The sequence below is a fragment of the Janthinobacterium paucivorans genome (assembly GCF_051380805.1).
Lineage (GTDB): Bacteria > Pseudomonadota > Gammaproteobacteria > Burkholderiales > Burkholderiaceae_D > Janthinobacterium > Janthinobacterium lividum_D.
In genome coordinates this window covers 246,140-262,739 of sequence record NZ_JBNYXR010000004.1, presented here as the reverse complement: position 1 = coordinate 262,739, position 16,600 = coordinate 246,140, and the positions used below count along the sequence as shown (strand labels likewise).

The window sequence follows — 16,600 nt, the reverse complement described above, 5'->3', positions numbered from 1 at the left end:
AGCGGCATCGTCGTCGCACCACCCCCTTTACACTCTAGAGAATACCTATGTCCGCTTATTTGCAAGGAACAGATCTGGCCGCAAAAGACAAGGCCGCCACCCCGGCGCCGGCGCCATCGAAGACTGTCGCCAACAAGGCTGTGACCATCCACACGCTGGCCACGCTGCGCGCCGCCGGCGAAAAGATTTCCATGCTGACCTGCTATGACGCCAGCTTCGCGTCCCTGATGGACCGTTGCGGCGTCGAGATCTTGCTGATCGGCGATTCGCTCGGCATGGTCTGCAATGGCCATAACTCGACCCTGCCCGTCACCGTGGCTGAACTGGCCTACCACACGGCTGCCGTGGCGCGCGGCGCCAAGTCGGCCTTGATCATGTCCGACTTGCCGTTCGGTGCGTATGGCACGCCCGAAACAGCCTATGCCAACGCCGTCATCCTGATGCAAGCCGGTGCGCACATGGTCAAGATCGAAGGCGGTGCCTGGCTGGCCGAGACTGTCCGTTTCCTTACCGAGCGCGGCATCCCCATCTGCGCCCACATCGGCCTGACGCCGCAATCGGTGCATCAGCTGGGCGGCTATAAGGTGCAAGGCAAGAGCACGGAAAGTGCCGCACAGCTCAAGAATGACGCGCTGGCGCTGCAAAACGCGGGTGCCGCCATCGTGCTGATGGAAGCGATGCCGACGCAGCTGGGCAAGGAAGTGACCGACATGCTGACGATACCGACCATCGGCATCGGCGCCGGTCCCGACTGCTCGGGCCAGGTACTCGTCATGCACGACATGCTGGGCGTGTTCCCAGGGCGCAAGGCGCGTTTTGTGCGCAACTTCATGGAAGGCGCTGCCAGCATCGACGCCGCCGTCTCCGGCTATGTGCAAGCGGTCAAGGATGGCAGCTTCCCGGCACAGGAACACTGCTTCTGATGCACGGCTGCTGACGCCGGCCATGCAGGGCATCTCGCCTCGACAACTGTCGGGGCGATTTTTTTGGTGCGTAGCGTGCCCGTCCGCCAAAGCGCCATCGGCATGCCATCGAGCAGCACGATCAGTGGTCAGCAACCATTGCGGCCACTGTCACTACCATCGCTGGCGCAGAAGCATTTAGGGCTTCAGCACCTTGGCCACCTTGGCCGCCCGCAGGCGGAAGGCGTCCGGCATGCCCGAACCCAGTAGCGGGCGCAGATACAGCCGGAAGGCATCGGTGACGTCCGTGCCGCTGGCGCTGATGAATTCGTCTTCCATGGTGCGCGTCTTGCCCGCCACGTCCGCCAGCGGCAGCAACTCGTAGTCAACGGAATAAAAGCCCGTACGCTTGATGGCGACCGAGCCATCGCGCTCGCCCCACATGGCGAACTGCACCGCCTTCTCGCCCACTTCGCGCGCTTCGCGTTGATCTACATCAGAGACGCAACCGATGAAGGAACGCTGCAGATAGCCGAAGGTGTCGCCGCGCACGCGCTTGATGCCCAGCTTGGCCTTGATGGCATCGCATAGCAGGTCGGCCAGTGCGCCGGTGCCCGACAATTGCACATTGCCGTGCGCATCGCGCTCCACCGCATCGCCAGCCTGTTGGGCCAGCAGGCTGGCGATGGGTTCGCCCGAGGCATCGTGGATGCCCTCCGAGACGGCGATCACGCAGCGGCCGTATTTTTCATATGCAGCTTTCACGTCGGCGATAAATTGATCGAGCACGAAGACGCGTTCGGGCAGGTAGATCAGGTGTGGGCCATCGTCGGGGAACTTCTTGCCCAGCGCCGAGGCGGCCGTCAAAAAGCCCGCGTGGCGGCCCATCACCACGCCCACGTATACGCCAGGCAAGGCTGCATTGTCGAGGTTGGCGCCGGCGAAGGCCTGGGCGACGAAACGCGCGGCCGAGGGAAAGCCTGGCGTGTGGTCGCTGCCCACCAGGTCGTTGTCGATGGTTTTCGGGATGTGGATACAGCGCAGCGGGTAGCCTGCCTTGTGCGCTTCCTCGCTGACGATGCGCACCGTGTCGGACGAGTCATTGCCGCCGATATAGAAGAAGTGTTCGATCTCGTGCGCGCGCAGCACTTCGAAGATTTGCTGGCAGTAGGCGATATCGGGCTTGTCGCGCGTGGAGCCGAGGGCCGATGAGGGCGTGGCGGCCACCAGTTCCAGGTTATGGCTGGTTTCCTGTGTCAGATCAACAAACTCTTCATTGACGATGCCACGCACGCCGTGCAGCGCGCCATACACGCGCGTGACATGGTGAAAGCGCCGCGATTCGAGCACCACGCCCACCAGCGACTGGTTGATGACGGCGGTGGGGCCGCCTCCCTGGGCAACAAGAATTTTTCCAGATGGCATGGGGTCTCCTCGCAAACGGTACGGCCTTCCAGCCTACTCCTTTTTTGCCACGGCGCTGTCTTTTCCGATCATTCTGTCGAGGAATTTTTCCACCCGGCCCCAGAAGTCGATGCGGTTCTTTGGCAGCGTCCAGCCATGGCCTTCCTCGTCATAGACCACCCATTCGACATCGCGGTTGTGTTGTTTGACGGCCGCATAAAACTGCTTGCCGTGGTAGAGCGGCACCCGCTGGTCGGCGGCGCCGTATGCCAGCAATAGGGGCTGGGTGATGCGCGCCGCCTGGGCGATGGGCGAGGTGGCCTGGAACTGGGCCGCGTTGGCCGTCCGGTCGCCAATGAGTTCGGGCATGCCGTATTGTTTCCAGTCATCGCCGAGATCGGACTTGAAGCTCCAATGGCCGCTATACAGCAGGTTAATGTCGGTCACGCCCACCCAGTCGACGGCGCAGCGGAACAGGTCGGGATCGTTGACCAGGCCCATCAGGGCAGCATAGCCGCCATAGCTGGCGCCGGCAATGCAGATACGGCGCGGATCGGCGATCCCTTCGGTGATGGCCCAGCGCGCGCCATCGGCAAGATCGTCCTGCATCTTCAAGCCCCATTGTTTCCAGCCGGCCCGAAAATGCTTGGCGCCAAAGCCTGTGCTGCCGCGAAATTCCGGTTGCAGCACGGCATAGCCACGCGAGGCAAGAAATTGTACTTCGGCATTCCATTGCCAGGAGTTGCCGCGGACATACGGACCACCATGCACGAGCACGACCAGCGGCAACTGCTTGCCGGAAGTCGTGGCGGGCACGGTGAGCCAGGCTGGAATGGACAGGCCATCGCGCGTCTTGTAGCGCACCAACTGCTGCTCGCTCATCTGCGCCGGCTGAATCAGCGGCTGCGTTTCGCCGATGATGCTCAGCGTGCCCGTGTCGCTATTGAACAGCGAGAATTTGCCCGGTTGCCGATCGGAATACGAGGTTACCAGAATGAAGGGCGTGGTGGGGCGGGCCGCCAGCGAGACCAGGTTGATTGTCGCTGGCAGCAGGGCGTCGATGCGCGCCTGGGTCGCTGCCATGGCGGGGTCGAACCAGCGCGTGGTGCGCGCATCGCTGAGGTGGCGCACACCCAGCAACTTGCCTTGCCGGACGATCAGATTGCCGCTGAAATCATAGCCGTCGAGCGAGATGATGGGCGTGGGTGTGATGCGGCTGTTGGCGAGGTCGTAGGCATGCACGGACAGCGTATCGCTGCCCATGCGGGCGCTCACGTACAGGGCGCCATCCGGGCCAAAGGAGAGCGGGGTGAAGGCATCTGGGCCGCCGAGGTAGGCGTCGAACTGCGCCAGCGTGCGCCAGGCGCCGCCGTCCGGTTCTCGGTACATGATGCTTTCCATATTGCGCTCCCGGGTTACGGCCAGGCGTGGTTCGCCATGCTGGTCGAGCAGCCAGCGGCGCACCTTGCCCGGCGGCTTGACGCTCGTGCTGCGGCCCGTGAGCGTATCGAGTTGCCGCAAGCCCTCATAGTCGACTTCGCCCGTCGAGGTGTACACGGTGCTGCGCACATACACGGCCTGGGAATCCTGCGCCCCACGCTGTCCCATCAGGTAGGTATGCCATGGCAGCAATTTATAGACCGAGGTGGAGGCGTCGGGCGTGGCGCTGCGCGCGGCCAGTTGGCGAAAGTTGCTGCCGTCTCGGTTGACGGCAAATAGTCCCGGCCCGAAACGCAGGTCGCCGGGCGCCGTCTGGCGGTCGCGCGTGTTCAGGATCAGGCGCTCGTTGTTGACCCATTCGACGTCACCGACATCGACGTTGCTAAATTGCGCCACGATGTTGATGTTATTATCGAGCAGGTTGACGATGGCCAGCCGTTCGCGCTTGTTCGCGCCGCTCACTTTTACGGCCAGGTGACGCGCATCGGGTGACAGCTGGGGGGCGCTAAATTCCGGGTTGGCGAAGAAAGCCGGCAGCGGCGGTACGACGGCGGTGTGCGCTTGTGCGGAGATGGCAAATAGGCTGGCGCAGGCGGCCAAGGCATGTAGCAGACGCAAGAGAGACTGGGGCATAGTGTGTTTTAAGCTGGAATGAAAAATTTAAATATAGAGGTTCATTCCGGTGCCCGGATATGCTCCACCAGTCCCTTGCTGCGGCGCGCCGGTGCCGGTGTCAGCCAGCTGACCACGATGGCGGCGGCCAGGCCAACCGGTACGCCGAAGATGCCGGCGGAAATGGGCGCGATATGAAACCATTGACCGCTGGCATTGCCACCGAGCATGGCGCTGGTGTGCAGCATGTAATACAGGCACACGCCAAAGCCGGCCAGCATGCCGGCCAGTGCGCCCTGGTAATTGGCGCGTTGCCAGAAGACACCCAGCACCAGCGGCGCGAACAGGGTCGAGGCGGCCAGCGAAAAAGCCACGCCCACCAGCGACAGGATGTCGGCCGGTTTTTGCGAGGCCGCATAGGCGGCGATGAAGGCCACGGCCAGCAGCAGCAATTTTGAAATCGTCACGCGTTTTTGCGTCGAGGCGCTGGGATCGACCACCTTGTAATAGATGTCGTGCGAGAGGGCATTTGAAATAGCCAGCAGCAAGCCGTCCGCCGTCGACAGGGCGGCGGCCAAGCCGCCAGCCGCCACCAGGCCGGAAATCACATAGGGCAGGCCGGCGATCTCGGGCGTGGCTAGCACCAACACGTCGGCGTCGATGGAAATTTCCGCCAGTTGCACGATGCCGTCGCGGTTGACGTCGACGATGCTGATCAGCGGACTGAGCTTGTCCACATTGGCCCAGTACGACACCCAGGTGGGCAGATTGGTGTACTGCGTACCCACCAGTGCCGAGTAAATATCGTACTTGACCAGCACGGCCAGCGCAGGAATCGTGAGGTAGATCAACAAGATGAAAAACAGGGTCCAGAAGACCGATACGCGCGTTTCGTGCACGGATGGCGTGGTGTAGGAGCGCATCAGGATATGCGGCAGAGCAGCCGTGCCCAGCATCATGCAAAACACGAGAGCCAGAAAATTGTTGCGCTTGATGTCGGACTGCTCGCGGTCGGCGGCGGGAAACGGCTGCGCGTGCGGAATGATCGGTTCGGCGCGTTTCTGATTCTGCGCCTGCATCGCCTGCCACAGCACGCGTGCCTCCTCCGGGCTTTTCGGATAGGCAATCAGATAGCGCTCCGCGTTGCGGATATCGAATAGCGAGGTATTGCGCTGGCGTAAAGTATCGAGCTGGCGCTGGGCTGTCAGGCGGCCTTGCTCCCAGGAGCCGGGCAAGCCGGCGATGCGCGCCTGGTAGCTTTGTGCGCGCTGGCGGAAGATGGCGCGCACTTCGTTTTCTTTCGGGTCCGTTTCCAGCACGTGTTCGCGTGCGCTCAGTTGCGGCAACACTTTGCCGTAAGCGATCTGCGGCACGGGGTTATCCGCATGCTTGACCGACAGCCAGATGGCGGGAATCAGAAAGGCGACCAGGATGATGATGTACTGCGCCACCTGCGTCCAGGTGATGGCGCGCATGCCACCCAGAAAAGAGCAGACCAGGATGCTGGCCAGGCCCAGGAAGATGCCGACGGAAAAATCCACGCCCGTGAAGCGCGAGGCAATCAGGCCGACGGCGTAGATCTGCGCCACGACATAGGTGAACGACACGATGATGGTGGCGGCCACGGCCACGACGCGCACGCTGGCGCCGCGCTTGTCGGTGCCGCTGGCATAGCGGGCGGCGAGGAAATCGGGGATCGTGTATTGGCTGAACTTGCGCAGGTAGGGCGCGATCAAGAGTGCTACCAGGCAATAGCCGCCCGTCCAGCCCATGATGAAGGCCAGGCCGTCGAAGCCGTTCAGGTACAGGCCACCGGCCAGGCTGATGAAGCTGGCGGCCGAAATCCAGTCGGCGGCCGTGGCCATGCCGTTGAACATGGCGGGCACTCTGCGCCCTGCCACATAGTATTCGGTGACGTTCGAGGTGCGGCTGATGACGCCGATGGTGGCGTACAGGGTGATGGTGACCAACATGAACAGGTAGCCGATCCAGGCGCGCGGCATGCCTTCCTGTTCGAGTACCGACAGGGCCAGCAGGAAGGCGGCAAAACCGGCGGTAAACAGCAGGTAGTAGCGGCACAGCCGCGCAAAGAAGCTGCGCTGGCCGCTCATTTTTGCTCCTCGGCATGAAAAGCACGGTCCAGGCGCCGCATGCGCCAGGCATAGAAGGCAATGATGGCCAGGTAGACCAGCGAGGCGCCCTGGGCCGCCATATAGAAGGGCAGCGGCCAGCCGAACAGGTTCAGATGCAATAGTTCGCGCGCATAAAATATGGTCAGAAAGCCCGTCAGCAGCCAGATCAGCAGCAGGATGGCCGTCAGGCGCCGCGTCTGTTGCCAATGCACATCGAGGCGCGCCTGCAGCTCGGGGCTCGGTGCGCGCGCCGGCCGCAACGGTGTCGCGGGAATGCTGGGCTTATCCATACGTGATCTCATCGTCTTCGGGGGGATCGGGCAACAGCAGGGCGATGCTCAGGCGTAACAGGGTGCCCGGCAGCTTTGGTGCGTGGGCGCGCGGATTGTTGAAAATATCGACTTCGGCGCCATGCTGCTGAGCAATTTCGCGCACGATGGCCAAGCCCAGTCCGCTACCGTCGACATTGCTGCCGAGAATGCGGTAAAAGCGCTCGAACACGTGTTCCCGCTCGGCCTGCGGTATGCCGGGACCCGTATCTTCCACTTCCAGGATGGCCAGTTCCAGGGTGCTGCGCACGCGCACCGTGACGCTGCCGCCAGTGGGCGTGTAGCGCAGGGCATTGTCGATCAGATTACTCAGCAGTTCACGCAGCATCATGGCATTGCCGGAAATCATGATCGAATACGCGGGCTGTTCGAATCCCAGGTCGATATGCTGGGCAAACGAGGCTTGCACCCAGTCCTGCACCACGCCGCGCGCCAGTTCGCTCAGCTCGATGGGAGCAAATGCCGTGCCGGCCTGCGGCTGGTTTTCCGCGCGTGCCAGGGCCAGCAGCTGATTCACCAGGCGCGTGGCCGCTTCCGAACTTTTCGCCAACTGCAGCAGTGAGCGGTGAATCTCGTCGTGGTCGGTTTGCCGCAGGGCCAGTTCGGATTGCATGCGCATGCCGGCCAGCGGTGTCTTCATCTGGTGCGCAGCGTCGGCGATGAAGCGTTTCTGCATGTCGATGGACAAAGATAAGCGCGCCAGCATCTCGTTGAGCGAAGCGACCAGTGGCGTGATTTCCTCGGGCACCTGGCCCGATTCGATGGGGGAGAGGTCATCCGGTGGTCGCGCGCGTATGCGTTCCTGCAATTGCGCCAGCGGTGACAGGCCGCGCGCCAGGGCAAACCAGACCAGGGCCAGGATCACGGGCAGGATGATGAACTGCGGCAAGATCACGCCCTTGATGATTTCATTCGCCAGCTGGGCGCGTTTTTCCAGCGTTTCGGCCACTTGCACCAGCGTGCGGCGCGGTTCATCGTCGATGCTGGAGGGCATGTCGAGATAGGTGAACGCCACCCGCACGGGCGTGCCGTGGATGGTGTCGTTGCGAAACAGCACCATGCCACTGCGGTATTTATCGGGTTCTTGCGGCGGCGGCAAGTCGCGGTCGCCGTCGAGGTATTCGCCTTGCCCGCCCATGACCAGGTAATACAAGGTATCGACATCGTCGCCGCGCAGGAAGTCGCGGCCCTTGCTGCTCTTGTCCTGCATGCGGCGCAGCATCGCGCCATCGGCTTGCTTGACCTGCTGCGTCAGCACCGTCACGCTGTCTTCCAGCGCATGGTCGAACGGTTGATTCGCGATGCCCTTGGCCACCAGGTAAGTGATGGCGATGCTCATCGGCCACAGCAGCAGCAAGGGCGCCAGCATCCAGTCGAGGATTTCGCCGAACAGCGAATGCTCGATGCTGTCATCTTGCTCCGTGGTGGGCGGCTCGAACCAGTCGTCGTCGTTCACCTCGTCCGCTGGCGCTTCGCGCGCCTTCACTTGCTGGCGGCTCCGCTGGCCGGGCTGGCCGACACGCCCGCTTCGGCGTTCAGGCGCGCCGCTTCCGAGTATTTTTCCAGGCAATAGCCGAGGCCACGCACCGTAGCGATGCGCACGCCACCGACCTCGATCTTCTTGCGCAAACGGTGCACATACACTTCGATGGCGTTGTTCGACACCTCTTCGCCCCATTCGCACAAATGGTCGACCAGCTGCTCTTTCGAGACGAGGCGGCCGGTACGGCCCAGCAGGATTTCCAGTAAGCCCAGTTCGCGCGCCGACAGGTCGAGCATCTGCTCGTTGATGTAGGCGCTGCGCCCCACCTGGTCGTAGCTGAGGGGGCCGTGCTTGATGATGGCCGCGCCGCCGCCGGCGCCACGGCGCGTCAGGGCGCGCACTCTTGCCTCCAGTTCTGACAGGGCGAACGGCTTGGCCATATAATCATCGGCACCCAGGTCGAGGCCATTCACGCGTTGCTCGATGGAATCGGCAGCCGTCAGGATCAGTACCGGCAGCAGCGAGGCGCGCGCGCGCAGGCGGCGCAGCACTTCCAGGCCGGACATCTTCGGCAGGCCCAGGTCGAGGATCAGCAGGTCGAATTCCTGGGTCGACAGGGCAGTATCGGCCTCCTGGCCGGTCTTGACGTAGTCGATTGCATAACCGGACTGGCGCAGCGAACGGGTCAGGCCATCGGCCAGCACGCTGTCATCTTCGGCAAGTAAAATACGCATGGTGAACTTCCTATGCTTGCAACTTCAGGACATCAGAAGTCTGTATTGTGTTTGATTTTCCGCAAGGTGGATAGTTTTTGTGAAAAACCAGGGTTGTATTGATCTGTTTCAAAACAAATCCACGTTCCGCTTGCATTGATCACTGTTTTTTTATACAGTACTGTCTGTATAAAGAATTTAACCCACTGGCGCTATCGCAGGCTGCACGATTCAACTGAATCTGCAACTGTAGAACGGCTGAAAGAACATATGGACGATAAAAAAGCTGTAGTACCCGCATCGGAAAAAGCCAAGGCGCTGGCCGCCGCACTGGCGCAGATCGAGAAGCAGTTTGGCAAAGGTTCGGTCATGCGCATGGATGCCAGCGCGGTGATCGAAGAAGTGCAAGTCGTGTCAACTGGTTCGCTCGGCCTCGATATCGCGCTGGGCGTGGGCGGCTTGCCGCGCGGCCGCGTAGTGGAAATCTACGGTCCAGAATCGTCGGGTAAAACCACGCTGACCCTGCAAACCATTGCTGAAATGCAAAAAATTGGCGGCACTTGCGCCTTTATCGATGCCGAGCACGCACTCGACGTCGGATACGCCCAAAAACTGGGCGTGAACCTGCATGAGTTGCTGATCTCGCAACCGGATACGGGCGAGCAGGCGCTGGAAATCTGCGACGCACTCGTGCGTTCGGGCAGCGTCGACCTTGTCGTCATCGATTCCGTGGCCGCACTGACGCCACGCGCCGAGATCGAAGGCGACATGGGCGATTCCCTGCCAGGCTTGCAAGCGCGCCTGATGTCGCAAGCCCTGCGCAAGCTGACCGGTTCCATCAACCGCACCAATACCCTGGTCATCTTCATCAACCAGATCCGCATGAAGATCGGCGTGATGTTCGGCAGCCCGGAAACGACTACCGGCGGCAACGCGCTGAAATTCTACGCCTCCGTGCGCCTCGATATCCGCCGCACCGGCTCGATCAAGTCCGGCGATGAAGTGATCGGCAACGAAACCAAGGTCAAGGTCGTCAAGAACAAGATCGCGCCACCGTTCAAGGAAGCGCACTTCGATATCCTGTACGGCGCCGGCACTTCGCGCGAAGGCGAAATCCTGGACCTGGGCTCGGATGCCAAGATCGTGGAAAAATCCGGTTCGTGGTACAGCTACAACGGCGAACGCATCGGCCAGGGCAAAGACAACGCCCGTGCCTTCTTGCAAGAGCGTCCGGCGCTGGCCCGCGAGATCGAAAACAAGGTCCGCGCTTCGCTGGGCGTGCGCGAACTGCCACCGCTGGCGGCTGAAAAGCCGGAAAAAGCGGATAAAGCCGCCGACAAGGCTGCCAAGGCGGAAGCCAAGTCAGAGTAGGTCGGATTAGCGCGGCAAAGCCGCGCCTAATCCGACAACACCACAGACGTCAACAATGTTGTCGGATTACGGCCCAGGTGGCCTAATCCGACCTACGCATGGCTTGCCGCAAGGTAGGACCCTGATCGCCGTCCCGCGCTGTTGCGCCGGGCGGCGATTGTATTTGGGTGCTGTGATCGTGGAATGAAAGACAAGGTGGGTGTATGGCTGCAGTACAACTAAGCCTGAAGGGCAGGGCGCTACGCTTTTTGTCGATGCGCGAACATAGCCGCATGGAATTGCGGCGCAAGTTGCAGCGCCATGCGCAGGAAGGCGATGATGTGGAGGCCTTGCTCGACAGCCTGGAACAAGCCAACTGGCTGTCGCAGGAGCGTTTTTCCGAGTCGCTGATACACCGCCGCTCGGCCCGTTTCGGCAATAGCCGCATCATGGCGGAATTGCAAAGCCATGGGATTGCTGGCGAGGCCTTGCAGGAACTCAAGGCGGGCCTGGCCGAAGGCGAGACCGCACGCGCCTGCGAAGTATGGCGTCGCAAATTCGGTACGGTGGCGCAGGATGCCGAACAGCGCAACAAGCAGATGCGCTTTTTGATGCAGCGCGGCTTTTCGCAGCGCGCCGTGCACGTGGCCTTGAAGGGCCTGGAGCCCGAAGACGACTAGGTGCGCGCCGCTAGCGGTCCCGCTGGCCGCGACTCCTCGCCGGCACCGTTGTGTTCCTTCTGCAACAGTCGATGGCTGCCCTGAGCCTTGCCCGCGCGCTCGCATCGCGCCAGAGCATGGTTTTACTGGCAAGTCACTTTCCCTGGCATCAGCCTGTTCATTGGATGGCCTATTGTTGCGCTGCGTGGGGCCAGGCTTGCCCATGCTGCTGTTTGCAGGGCAAGCGCGGCACGTTGGCGTATTTCGCGGCGTGCATCGGACATATCAATCATCACCATCGGTGATAATGGCATCAATTTCCATGTGCATTATTTATGCTTTGAAATGTCTTTATCGAGGCAGTGAAAAATTATGTTGCGGCGCAACCGGCGTCCAGTGTGCTACACTTTTAGGGTTTTTGCGGCGCCGCAGGTGCGGTTGCTGTTCGTAGAAGCTGCGAACAGCGTGCTTTATGCACATTGCTGCTTACTAAATTACGGCCGCGCAAGCGGCATCGGTCTTATGCCCCTGTCAACTCCCGTATCCCGGCGCGCCTTACGGCACTCCCGCGTTATCGACGTCCAAGCGTATGTGCGCGACGACGGCCTGTGGGATATTGACGCCCGTATTACCGATATCAAAAGCTATGACGCGATGCTGGCCTCCGGCCCCCGTCCCGCCGGCACTCCCCTGCATGACCTCCACTTGCGCATTACCGTCGATCACGCACTGACTATCGTCGAGGCCGATGCCGCCTCCGATTCCGTGCCCTATCCTGGTTTTTGCGATACCATCGGCCCCGCATACAGGGCGCTGATCGGTTTGAATTTACTCAAGAATTTCCGCCGCGACTTGAAACAGCGCCTGGCGGGAATCGCTGGCTGTACCCATTTGACCGAACTGGCGCAAGTCTTGCCGACTGCGACGGTTCAGGCATTTGCCGGCGATGTCTGGTCGACCCGTGACGGTGAGAATGCTGACTTATCGCATGAAAAGCCGTTTCAACTCGACAAATGCCACGCCCTGCGCACCGATGGTGGGGCGGTTGCACAGTATTACCCGCGCTGGGTAGCCAAAGCGTGACCCCGGCGCTTTCCTGTTTTTTTTGCACCACTAACCGTATTTTTATACATCAGTATCAGAAGGGAAGCCAGCATGAAAATCCATGAGTATCAAGCCAAAGAAATCCTCCGGCAATATGGAGTGACGGTACCACGCGGTATTGCGTGCATGTCCGTCGACGAAGCCGTCAAGGCTGCGGAAACCCTGGGTGGTCCGGTATGGGTCGTCAAGGCGCAGATCCACGCAGGTGGTCGCGGCAAGGGCGGCGGCGTCAAAGTGGCGAAATCGATGGAGCAGGTCAAGCAATATGCTGACCAGATCATGGGCATGCAGCTGATCACGCATCAGACCAGCGCCGAAGGCCAGAAAGTCAACCGCCTGATGGTGGAAGAAGGCGCCGACATCAAACAAGAACTGTATGTTTCGCTGGTCACCGACCGCGTCACGCAGAAAATCGTCCTGATGGCGTCGTCCGAAGGCGGCATGGACATCGAAGAAGTGGCCGAGAGCCATCCAGAGAAGATCCATCACGTCACCATCGATCCAGGCGTTGGCCTGACCGATGCCCAGGCAGATGACATCGCGAGCAAAATCGGCGTGCCTGCCGGTTCCATCGTCGACGCCCGCGTCAACCTGCAAGGCCTGTACAAAGCGTATTGGGAAACCGATTGCTCGCTGGCCGAAATCAATCCGCTGATCGTCACCGGCAGCGGCAAGGTCATCGCCCTGGACGCCAAGTTCAACTTCGACCCGAACGCGCTGTTCCGTCATCCGGAAATCGTCGCCCTGCGCGACCTGGATGAAGAAGATCCAGCTGAAATCGAAGCGTCGAAATTCGATCTGGCCTACATTTCGCTCGACGGCAACATCGGTTGCCTGGTGAACGGTGCCGGCTTGGCCATGGCCACCATGGACACCATCAAGCTGTTCGGCGGCGAGCCAGCCAACTTCCTCGACGTAGGCGGCGGCGCCACGGCAGAAAAAGTGACCGAAGCGTTCAAGATCATGCTGAAAAACCCAGGCCTGAAAGCCATCCTGGTGAACATTTTCGGCGGCATCATGCGTTGCGACGTGATCGCCGAAGGCGTCATCGCCGCGGTCAAGGCCGTCTCGCTGAACGTCCCGCTGGTCGTGCGCATGAAGGGCACCAACGAAGATCTGGGCAAAAAGATGCTGGCCGATTCCGGTCTGCCTATCATCGCAGCCGACACCATGGAAGATGCAGCAAAGAGCGTCGTTGCCGCTGCTGCCGGTCAAGCTTAATTAAGGAATCAACATGTCCATTCTGATCAATAAAGATACCAAAGTCGTAACCCAAGGGATCACCGGCAAGACCGGCCAGTTCCACACCCGCGGTTGCCGCGACTACGCGAACGGCAAAGCTGCCTTCGTGGCAGGCGTGAACCCGAAGAAAGCCGGCGAAGATTTCGAAGGCATTCCCATTTTCGCTAGCGTTACCGAAGCGAAAAAAGAAACCGGCGCCAACGTTTCCGTGATCTACGTGCCGCCAGCAGGCGCAGCAGCGGCGATCTGGGAAGCGGTCGAAGCTGAAATGGATCTGGCCATTTGCATCACCGAAGGCATTCCTGTACGTGACATGATGGCTCTGAAAGACCGCATGGCTAAAGCCAACAGCAAAACATTGCTGCTGGGCCCTAACTGCCCAGGCTTGATCACGCCAGACGAAATCAAGATCGGCATCATGCCAGGCCACATCCATAAAAAAGGCCGCATCGGCGTGGTATCGCGTTCGGGCACATTGACCTATGAAGCAGTGGGTCAGTTGACCGCACTGGGCCTGGGCCAATCGTCGGCAGTCGGCATCGGCGGCGACCCGATCAACGGTCTGAAGCACATCGACATCATGAAGATGTTCAATGACGATCCAGATACCGACGCGGTCATCATGATCGGCGAAATCGGTGGTCCTGACGAAGCCAACGCGGCTTATTGGATCAAAGACAACATGAAAAAACCGGTCGTTGGCTTCATCGCCGGCGTTACCGCTCCTCCAGGCAAGCGCATGGGCCACGCCGGCGCGCTGATCTCGGGCGGTGCCGATACGGCACAAGCCAAGCTGGAAATCATGGAAGCTTGCGGTATCACCGTGACCAAAAACCCGTCGGAAATGGCGCGTCTGCTGAAAGCCATGCTGTAATTCCAGCCCGGTGCACGTAGTACAAAAAAGGAGCTTCGGCTCCTTTTTTTGTCCGCAAGACAGTCCGCTTGCGGGTCTGGACCGACGGCGTTGGTCCGAACCTGCCCAAATGTGTCGCTTTTCTTTCCACCGGTACTGCCGCTGCCCGGGCGCATGGCTGGCATGACGCTTGCTGTGTACCTGACGTGAGCAACGGCACCATGGGAGGATATGATGCGCGCGCAGAGCGGATTTACCCTGATAGAACTGATGATCGTGGTGGCCATCGCCGGCATCCTGGCGGCCGTGGCCATTCCCCAGTACGGTGACTATACGATGCGCGCCAAGGTCAGCAACGTGCTGATGGCCGCTGCACCGCTGAAGACGGCCGTGGCCCTGTGCGTGCAGGAAAACGGTGGACTGGCAGATGCCTGCAGCACACCTACCCCGGCCGTGCCCAGCGCCATCCCCACCTTTACCCCGACGCGCGAAGTGGCCGGCGCCAAGGTGCTCAAGGGTGATATCGAGTTGACCCTGGCAGCTGACCTAGGCAGTGGCCTGGGCGGCCAGACGGTGAGCATGGAGCTGCAGCTCAACAGCGGCAGCAGCCTGAACTGGTTCAACAGCACCAGCGTGACGAATGCGGCGGCCAGGGAAGCCATTATCAGGAACAATGCTCCCAAGGTGGTGGCGACGCAGTGAGCGGCGCCTGACGTGTCCGTGTCAGACGATTTTTTGCCGGTCTGCAATCAGCGCTTCATAGGTGAGGTTTTGCAGCAGGGTATAGTGGGTCGGTTCCAGGTCGATGAATTGCACGCCATACGTATAGATTTCGGCGTTGTCGGCGGCGTTGCCATGCGAGGGCTTGCCCACGCTGACGTTCTGGATGCGCGCGCGCGTATTGACGCGCATCTGATGCTTGTTCGGCTGCACCAGCAGGGTAAAGCTGAGCGCTACGCCATCGTCGTCCGGCGTGAGCATGCTGGCGGCCTCGATCAATGCCCCCGAGACGCTGAGGTTGACGATGAATACGGGCGCGGGCGCCACGTCGCGGTAACTGAGTTGCGCTGGAATGTCCACTTTCACGCGCATCGCCGTGCGCAGGCTGGTGCCCTGGATGGCGTCGGGAAAGCTCAGATGCACATAATTGAGGGGGCGCCCGAACATGCGCAGCACGCTGCACGCAAACGAACACACGGTGACGCCGGAAAACACGCGGATGGTCAGCTTGTCGCCCTCGTTGAGGGCGATGGAGGCGCCGTTTTCCATGGGTATCTTGACGATCAGGTACTCGTCTTTCACGTAGCCGATCAGGGTAGAGAAATGCTGGATGGGCTTGATGGTGCGGTGCGTGATGAACTGGATGCGTCCGCCCACCTGTAGATTCATCGCCTCGAATTCGTAGTCCTGGAGCTTGTTTTGCGCGGCGGGCTTGTTGCTTGTCATGCGATGCTCATCTCGATATTGGCGAACCGCAGTATGCATGATTTATTGATGAAAAAGCACTTATTTTACGGAAATTCATTCGGGCTTTCCTGGTGGCTAAGCGGGTAGCTAAGCGGCTAGCTAAGCTGGCAGTTATTGCCGTGTTACTGGCCGGCTCGGCATGGCCACGGCGCGCGCATCCCTGCATGCGGGCGTGTGCGCCGCGTCAAGTTGGCTCAGCCAGTGCCTGCCTGTAGCGGTGGCGCTGTCGCCTTACACCTCGGCGTGCCAATCACCCGACTTGCCGCCCTGCTTTTCCAGCACGCGCACATTGGTCATGACCATGCCCCGGTCGACGGCCTTGCACATATCGTAGATCGTCAACAAGCCGATTTGCACGGCAGTGAGCGCTTCCATTTCCACGCCGGTCTTGCCCGTGGTGTCTACCTGGGCACGGCAGTGCACGCTGTTGGCCGCTTCATCGACGTCAAAATCGACGCTGACGCGGGTGAGGGCGAGCGGGTGGCATAGGGGAATCAGGTCGCTGGTGCGCTTGGCGCCCATGATGGCGGCGATGCGGGCGATGCCGAGTACGTCGCCTTTCTTGGCGTTGCCTGAAATAATCAAGGCCAGGGTGGCCGCTTGCATGCGGATGGTGCCGGCGGCCACGGCGCTGCGGCGCGTGTCTTCCTTGCTGCCTACGTCGACCATATGGGCCTGGCCCGTGGCATCGAAATGGCTCAGTTCCCCGGCGGGGGCTTGCTTGTCTGCTGTTGTCATGGCGTCAAAATAGGTGAGGAGTGGAGATGCGGCACGCCAGGCCAGCACGCCATGTCATTGGCATGGTGCATGTTTGTCGCGTGGGAATGGGCGCCGCTAACAAGGTATGATAGCACCCGTGAATTCAAAAACTACCCTTCCGAGCGTATTTGAAAACGCCGCTGCAGCATCG

At 60.8% G+C, this 16,600-nt stretch carries 15 protein-coding genes; 7 read left to right on the top strand and 8 right to left on the bottom strand.

What is annotated here, in order from left to right:
- Positions 1-47 precede the first annotated feature (47 nt).
- Entirely contained in the window at positions 48-923 is an 876-nt protein-coding gene (gene panB / locus ACQ4V8_RS07290; RefSeq protein ID WP_010401664.1) for a 3-methyl-2-oxobutanoate hydroxymethyltransferase, read from the top strand.
- A gap of 177 nt (positions 924-1,100) precedes the next feature.
- Here the strand turns inward: panB and ACQ4V8_RS07285 are convergent, their stop codons facing one another.
- The 6 genes from ACQ4V8_RS07285 to ACQ4V8_RS07260 are packed head-to-tail and all read right to left on the bottom strand — an operon-like array spanning position 1,101 to position 9,036.
- Positions 1,101-2,327: a 6-phosphofructokinase gene (locus ACQ4V8_RS07285; protein ID WP_070346159.1), complete on the bottom strand. Its 1,227-nt coding sequence runs from the start codon at positions 2,325-2,327 to the stop codon at positions 1,101-1,103.
- A 33-nt stretch (positions 2,328-2,360) separates the two neighbouring features.
- The gene (locus tag ACQ4V8_RS07280; protein ID WP_436571145.1) at positions 2,361-4,379 is read right to left on the bottom strand and encodes an alpha/beta hydrolase family protein; all 2,019 of its coding nucleotides are present in this window, start codon (positions 4,377-4,379) and stop codon (positions 2,361-2,363) included.
- Positions 4,380-4,420: 41 nt separating this feature from the next.
- Complete coding sequence (locus tag ACQ4V8_RS07275) at positions 4,421-6,469, bottom strand: sodium:solute symporter family protein (protein ID WP_436571144.1); 2,049 nt, start codon at positions 6,467-6,469, stop codon at positions 4,421-4,423.
- Positions 6,466-6,780 carry a DUF4212 domain-containing protein gene (locus ACQ4V8_RS07270; RefSeq protein WP_010401656.1) on the bottom strand — a complete coding sequence of 105 codons (315 nt, stop codon included), beginning with the start codon at positions 6,778-6,780 and terminating at the stop codon, positions 6,466-6,468. The genes ACQ4V8_RS07275 and ACQ4V8_RS07270 overlap by 4 nt, the downstream gene beginning before the upstream one ends.
- The gene (locus ACQ4V8_RS07265) at positions 6,773-8,305 is read right to left on the bottom strand and encodes a sensor histidine kinase (RefSeq protein ID WP_280721114.1); all 1,533 of its coding nucleotides are present in this window, start codon (positions 8,303-8,305) and stop codon (positions 6,773-6,775) included. Before ACQ4V8_RS07265 ends, ACQ4V8_RS07270 begins: the two co-directional genes overlap by 8 nt.
- Positions 8,302-9,036: a response regulator gene (locus ACQ4V8_RS07260; protein ID WP_010401652.1), complete on the bottom strand. Its 735-nt coding sequence runs from the start codon at positions 9,034-9,036 to the stop codon at positions 8,302-8,304. The genes ACQ4V8_RS07265 and ACQ4V8_RS07260 overlap by 4 nt, the downstream gene beginning before the upstream one ends.
- Before the next feature lie 249 nt (positions 9,037-9,285).
- Here ACQ4V8_RS07260 and recA point away from each other — a divergent pair, with 249 nt between their 5' ends.
- From recA to ACQ4V8_RS07230, 6 genes are all read left to right on the top strand, one after another.
- On the top strand, positions 9,286-10,386 hold the full coding sequence (gene recA / locus ACQ4V8_RS07255) for a recombinase RecA (protein ID WP_010401651.1): 1,101 nt from the start codon (positions 9,286-9,288) through the stop codon (positions 10,384-10,386).
- 203 nt (positions 10,387-10,589) lie between these two features.
- Positions 10,590-11,045, top strand: coding sequence for a recombination regulator RecX (gene recX / locus ACQ4V8_RS07250; RefSeq protein ID WP_010401650.1), 456 nt, complete (start codon positions 10,590-10,592; stop codon positions 11,043-11,045).
- 501 nt (positions 11,046-11,546) lie between these two features.
- Positions 11,547-12,107 carry a DUF2889 domain-containing protein gene (locus tag ACQ4V8_RS07245; protein WP_029496701.1) on the top strand — a complete coding sequence of 187 codons (561 nt, stop codon included), beginning with the start codon at positions 11,547-11,549 and terminating at the stop codon, positions 12,105-12,107.
- A 72-nt stretch (positions 12,108-12,179) separates the two neighbouring features.
- Positions 12,180-13,349 (top strand): ADP-forming succinate--CoA ligase subunit beta, encoded by a 1,170-nt coding sequence (gene sucC / locus ACQ4V8_RS07240; RefSeq protein ID WP_010401647.1) that lies wholly within the window; start codon positions 12,180-12,182, stop codon positions 13,347-13,349.
- Between the two features lie 13 nt (positions 13,350-13,362).
- The gene (gene sucD / locus ACQ4V8_RS07235) at positions 13,363-14,244 is read left to right on the top strand and encodes a succinate--CoA ligase subunit alpha (protein WP_010401645.1); all 882 of its coding nucleotides are present in this window, start codon (positions 13,363-13,365) and stop codon (positions 14,242-14,244) included.
- A 210-nt stretch (positions 14,245-14,454) separates the two neighbouring features.
- Positions 14,455-14,925: a pilin gene (locus ACQ4V8_RS07230; protein ID WP_010401644.1), complete on the top strand. Its 471-nt coding sequence runs from the start codon at positions 14,455-14,457 to the stop codon at positions 14,923-14,925.
- A 21-nt stretch (positions 14,926-14,946) separates the two neighbouring features.
- On the opposite strand, the gene ACQ4V8_RS07225 is transcribed toward ACQ4V8_RS07230, so the two are convergent.
- Entirely contained in the window at positions 14,947-15,669 is a 723-nt protein-coding gene (locus tag ACQ4V8_RS07225) for a flagellar brake protein (RefSeq protein ID WP_010401643.1), read from the bottom strand.
- A 252-nt stretch (positions 15,670-15,921) separates the two neighbouring features.
- The gene (gene moaC / locus ACQ4V8_RS07220; protein ID WP_070346604.1) at positions 15,922-16,428 is read right to left on the bottom strand and encodes a cyclic pyranopterin monophosphate synthase MoaC; all 507 of its coding nucleotides are present in this window, start codon (positions 16,426-16,428) and stop codon (positions 15,922-15,924) included.
- Between the last annotated feature and the right edge of the window lie 172 nt (positions 16,429-16,600).

What these genes read in the sequence shown, in the direction of transcription:
- ACQ4V8_RS07275 (WP_436571144.1), bottom strand. Translation starts at nt 6,469, where the DNA reads ATGAGCGGCCAGCGCAGCTTCTTTGCGCGGCTGTGCCGCTACTACCTG.
- moaC (WP_070346604.1), bottom strand. Translation starts at nt 16,428, where the DNA reads ATGACAACAGCAGACAAGCAAGCCCCCGCCGGGGAACTGAGCCATTTC.
- ACQ4V8_RS07270 (WP_010401656.1), bottom strand. Translation starts at nt 6,780, where the DNA reads ATGGATAAGCCCAGCATTCCCGCGACACCGTTGCGGCCGGCGCGCGCA.
- ACQ4V8_RS07225 (WP_010401643.1), bottom strand. Translation starts at nt 15,669, where the DNA reads ATGACAAGCAACAAGCCCGCCGCGCAAAACAAGCTCCAGGACTACGAA.
- ACQ4V8_RS07245 (WP_029496701.1), top strand. Translation starts at nt 11,547, where the DNA reads ATGCCCCTGTCAACTCCCGTATCCCGGCGCGCCTTACGGCACTCCCGC.
- ACQ4V8_RS07285 (WP_070346159.1), bottom strand. Translation starts at nt 2,327, where the DNA reads ATGCCATCTGGAAAAATTCTTGTTGCCCAGGGAGGCGGCCCCACCGCC.
- ACQ4V8_RS07230 (WP_010401644.1), top strand. Translation starts at nt 14,455, where the DNA reads ATGATGCGCGCGCAGAGCGGATTTACCCTGATAGAACTGATGATCGTG.
- ACQ4V8_RS07280 (WP_436571145.1), bottom strand. Translation starts at nt 4,379, where the DNA reads ATGCCCCAGTCTCTCTTGCGTCTGCTACATGCCTTGGCCGCCTGCGCC.
- recA (WP_010401651.1), top strand. Translation starts at nt 9,286, where the DNA reads ATGGACGATAAAAAAGCTGTAGTACCCGCATCGGAAAAAGCCAAGGCG.
- recX (WP_010401650.1), top strand. Translation starts at nt 10,590, where the DNA reads ATGGCTGCAGTACAACTAAGCCTGAAGGGCAGGGCGCTACGCTTTTTG.
- sucC (WP_010401647.1), top strand. Translation starts at nt 12,180, where the DNA reads ATGAAAATCCATGAGTATCAAGCCAAAGAAATCCTCCGGCAATATGGA.
- ACQ4V8_RS07260 (WP_010401652.1), bottom strand. Translation starts at nt 9,036, where the DNA reads ATGCGTATTTTACTTGCCGAAGATGACAGCGTGCTGGCCGATGGCCTG.
- panB (WP_010401664.1), top strand. Translation starts at nt 48, where the DNA reads ATGTCCGCTTATTTGCAAGGAACAGATCTGGCCGCAAAAGACAAGGCC.
- sucD (WP_010401645.1), top strand. Translation starts at nt 13,363, where the DNA reads ATGTCCATTCTGATCAATAAAGATACCAAAGTCGTAACCCAAGGGATC.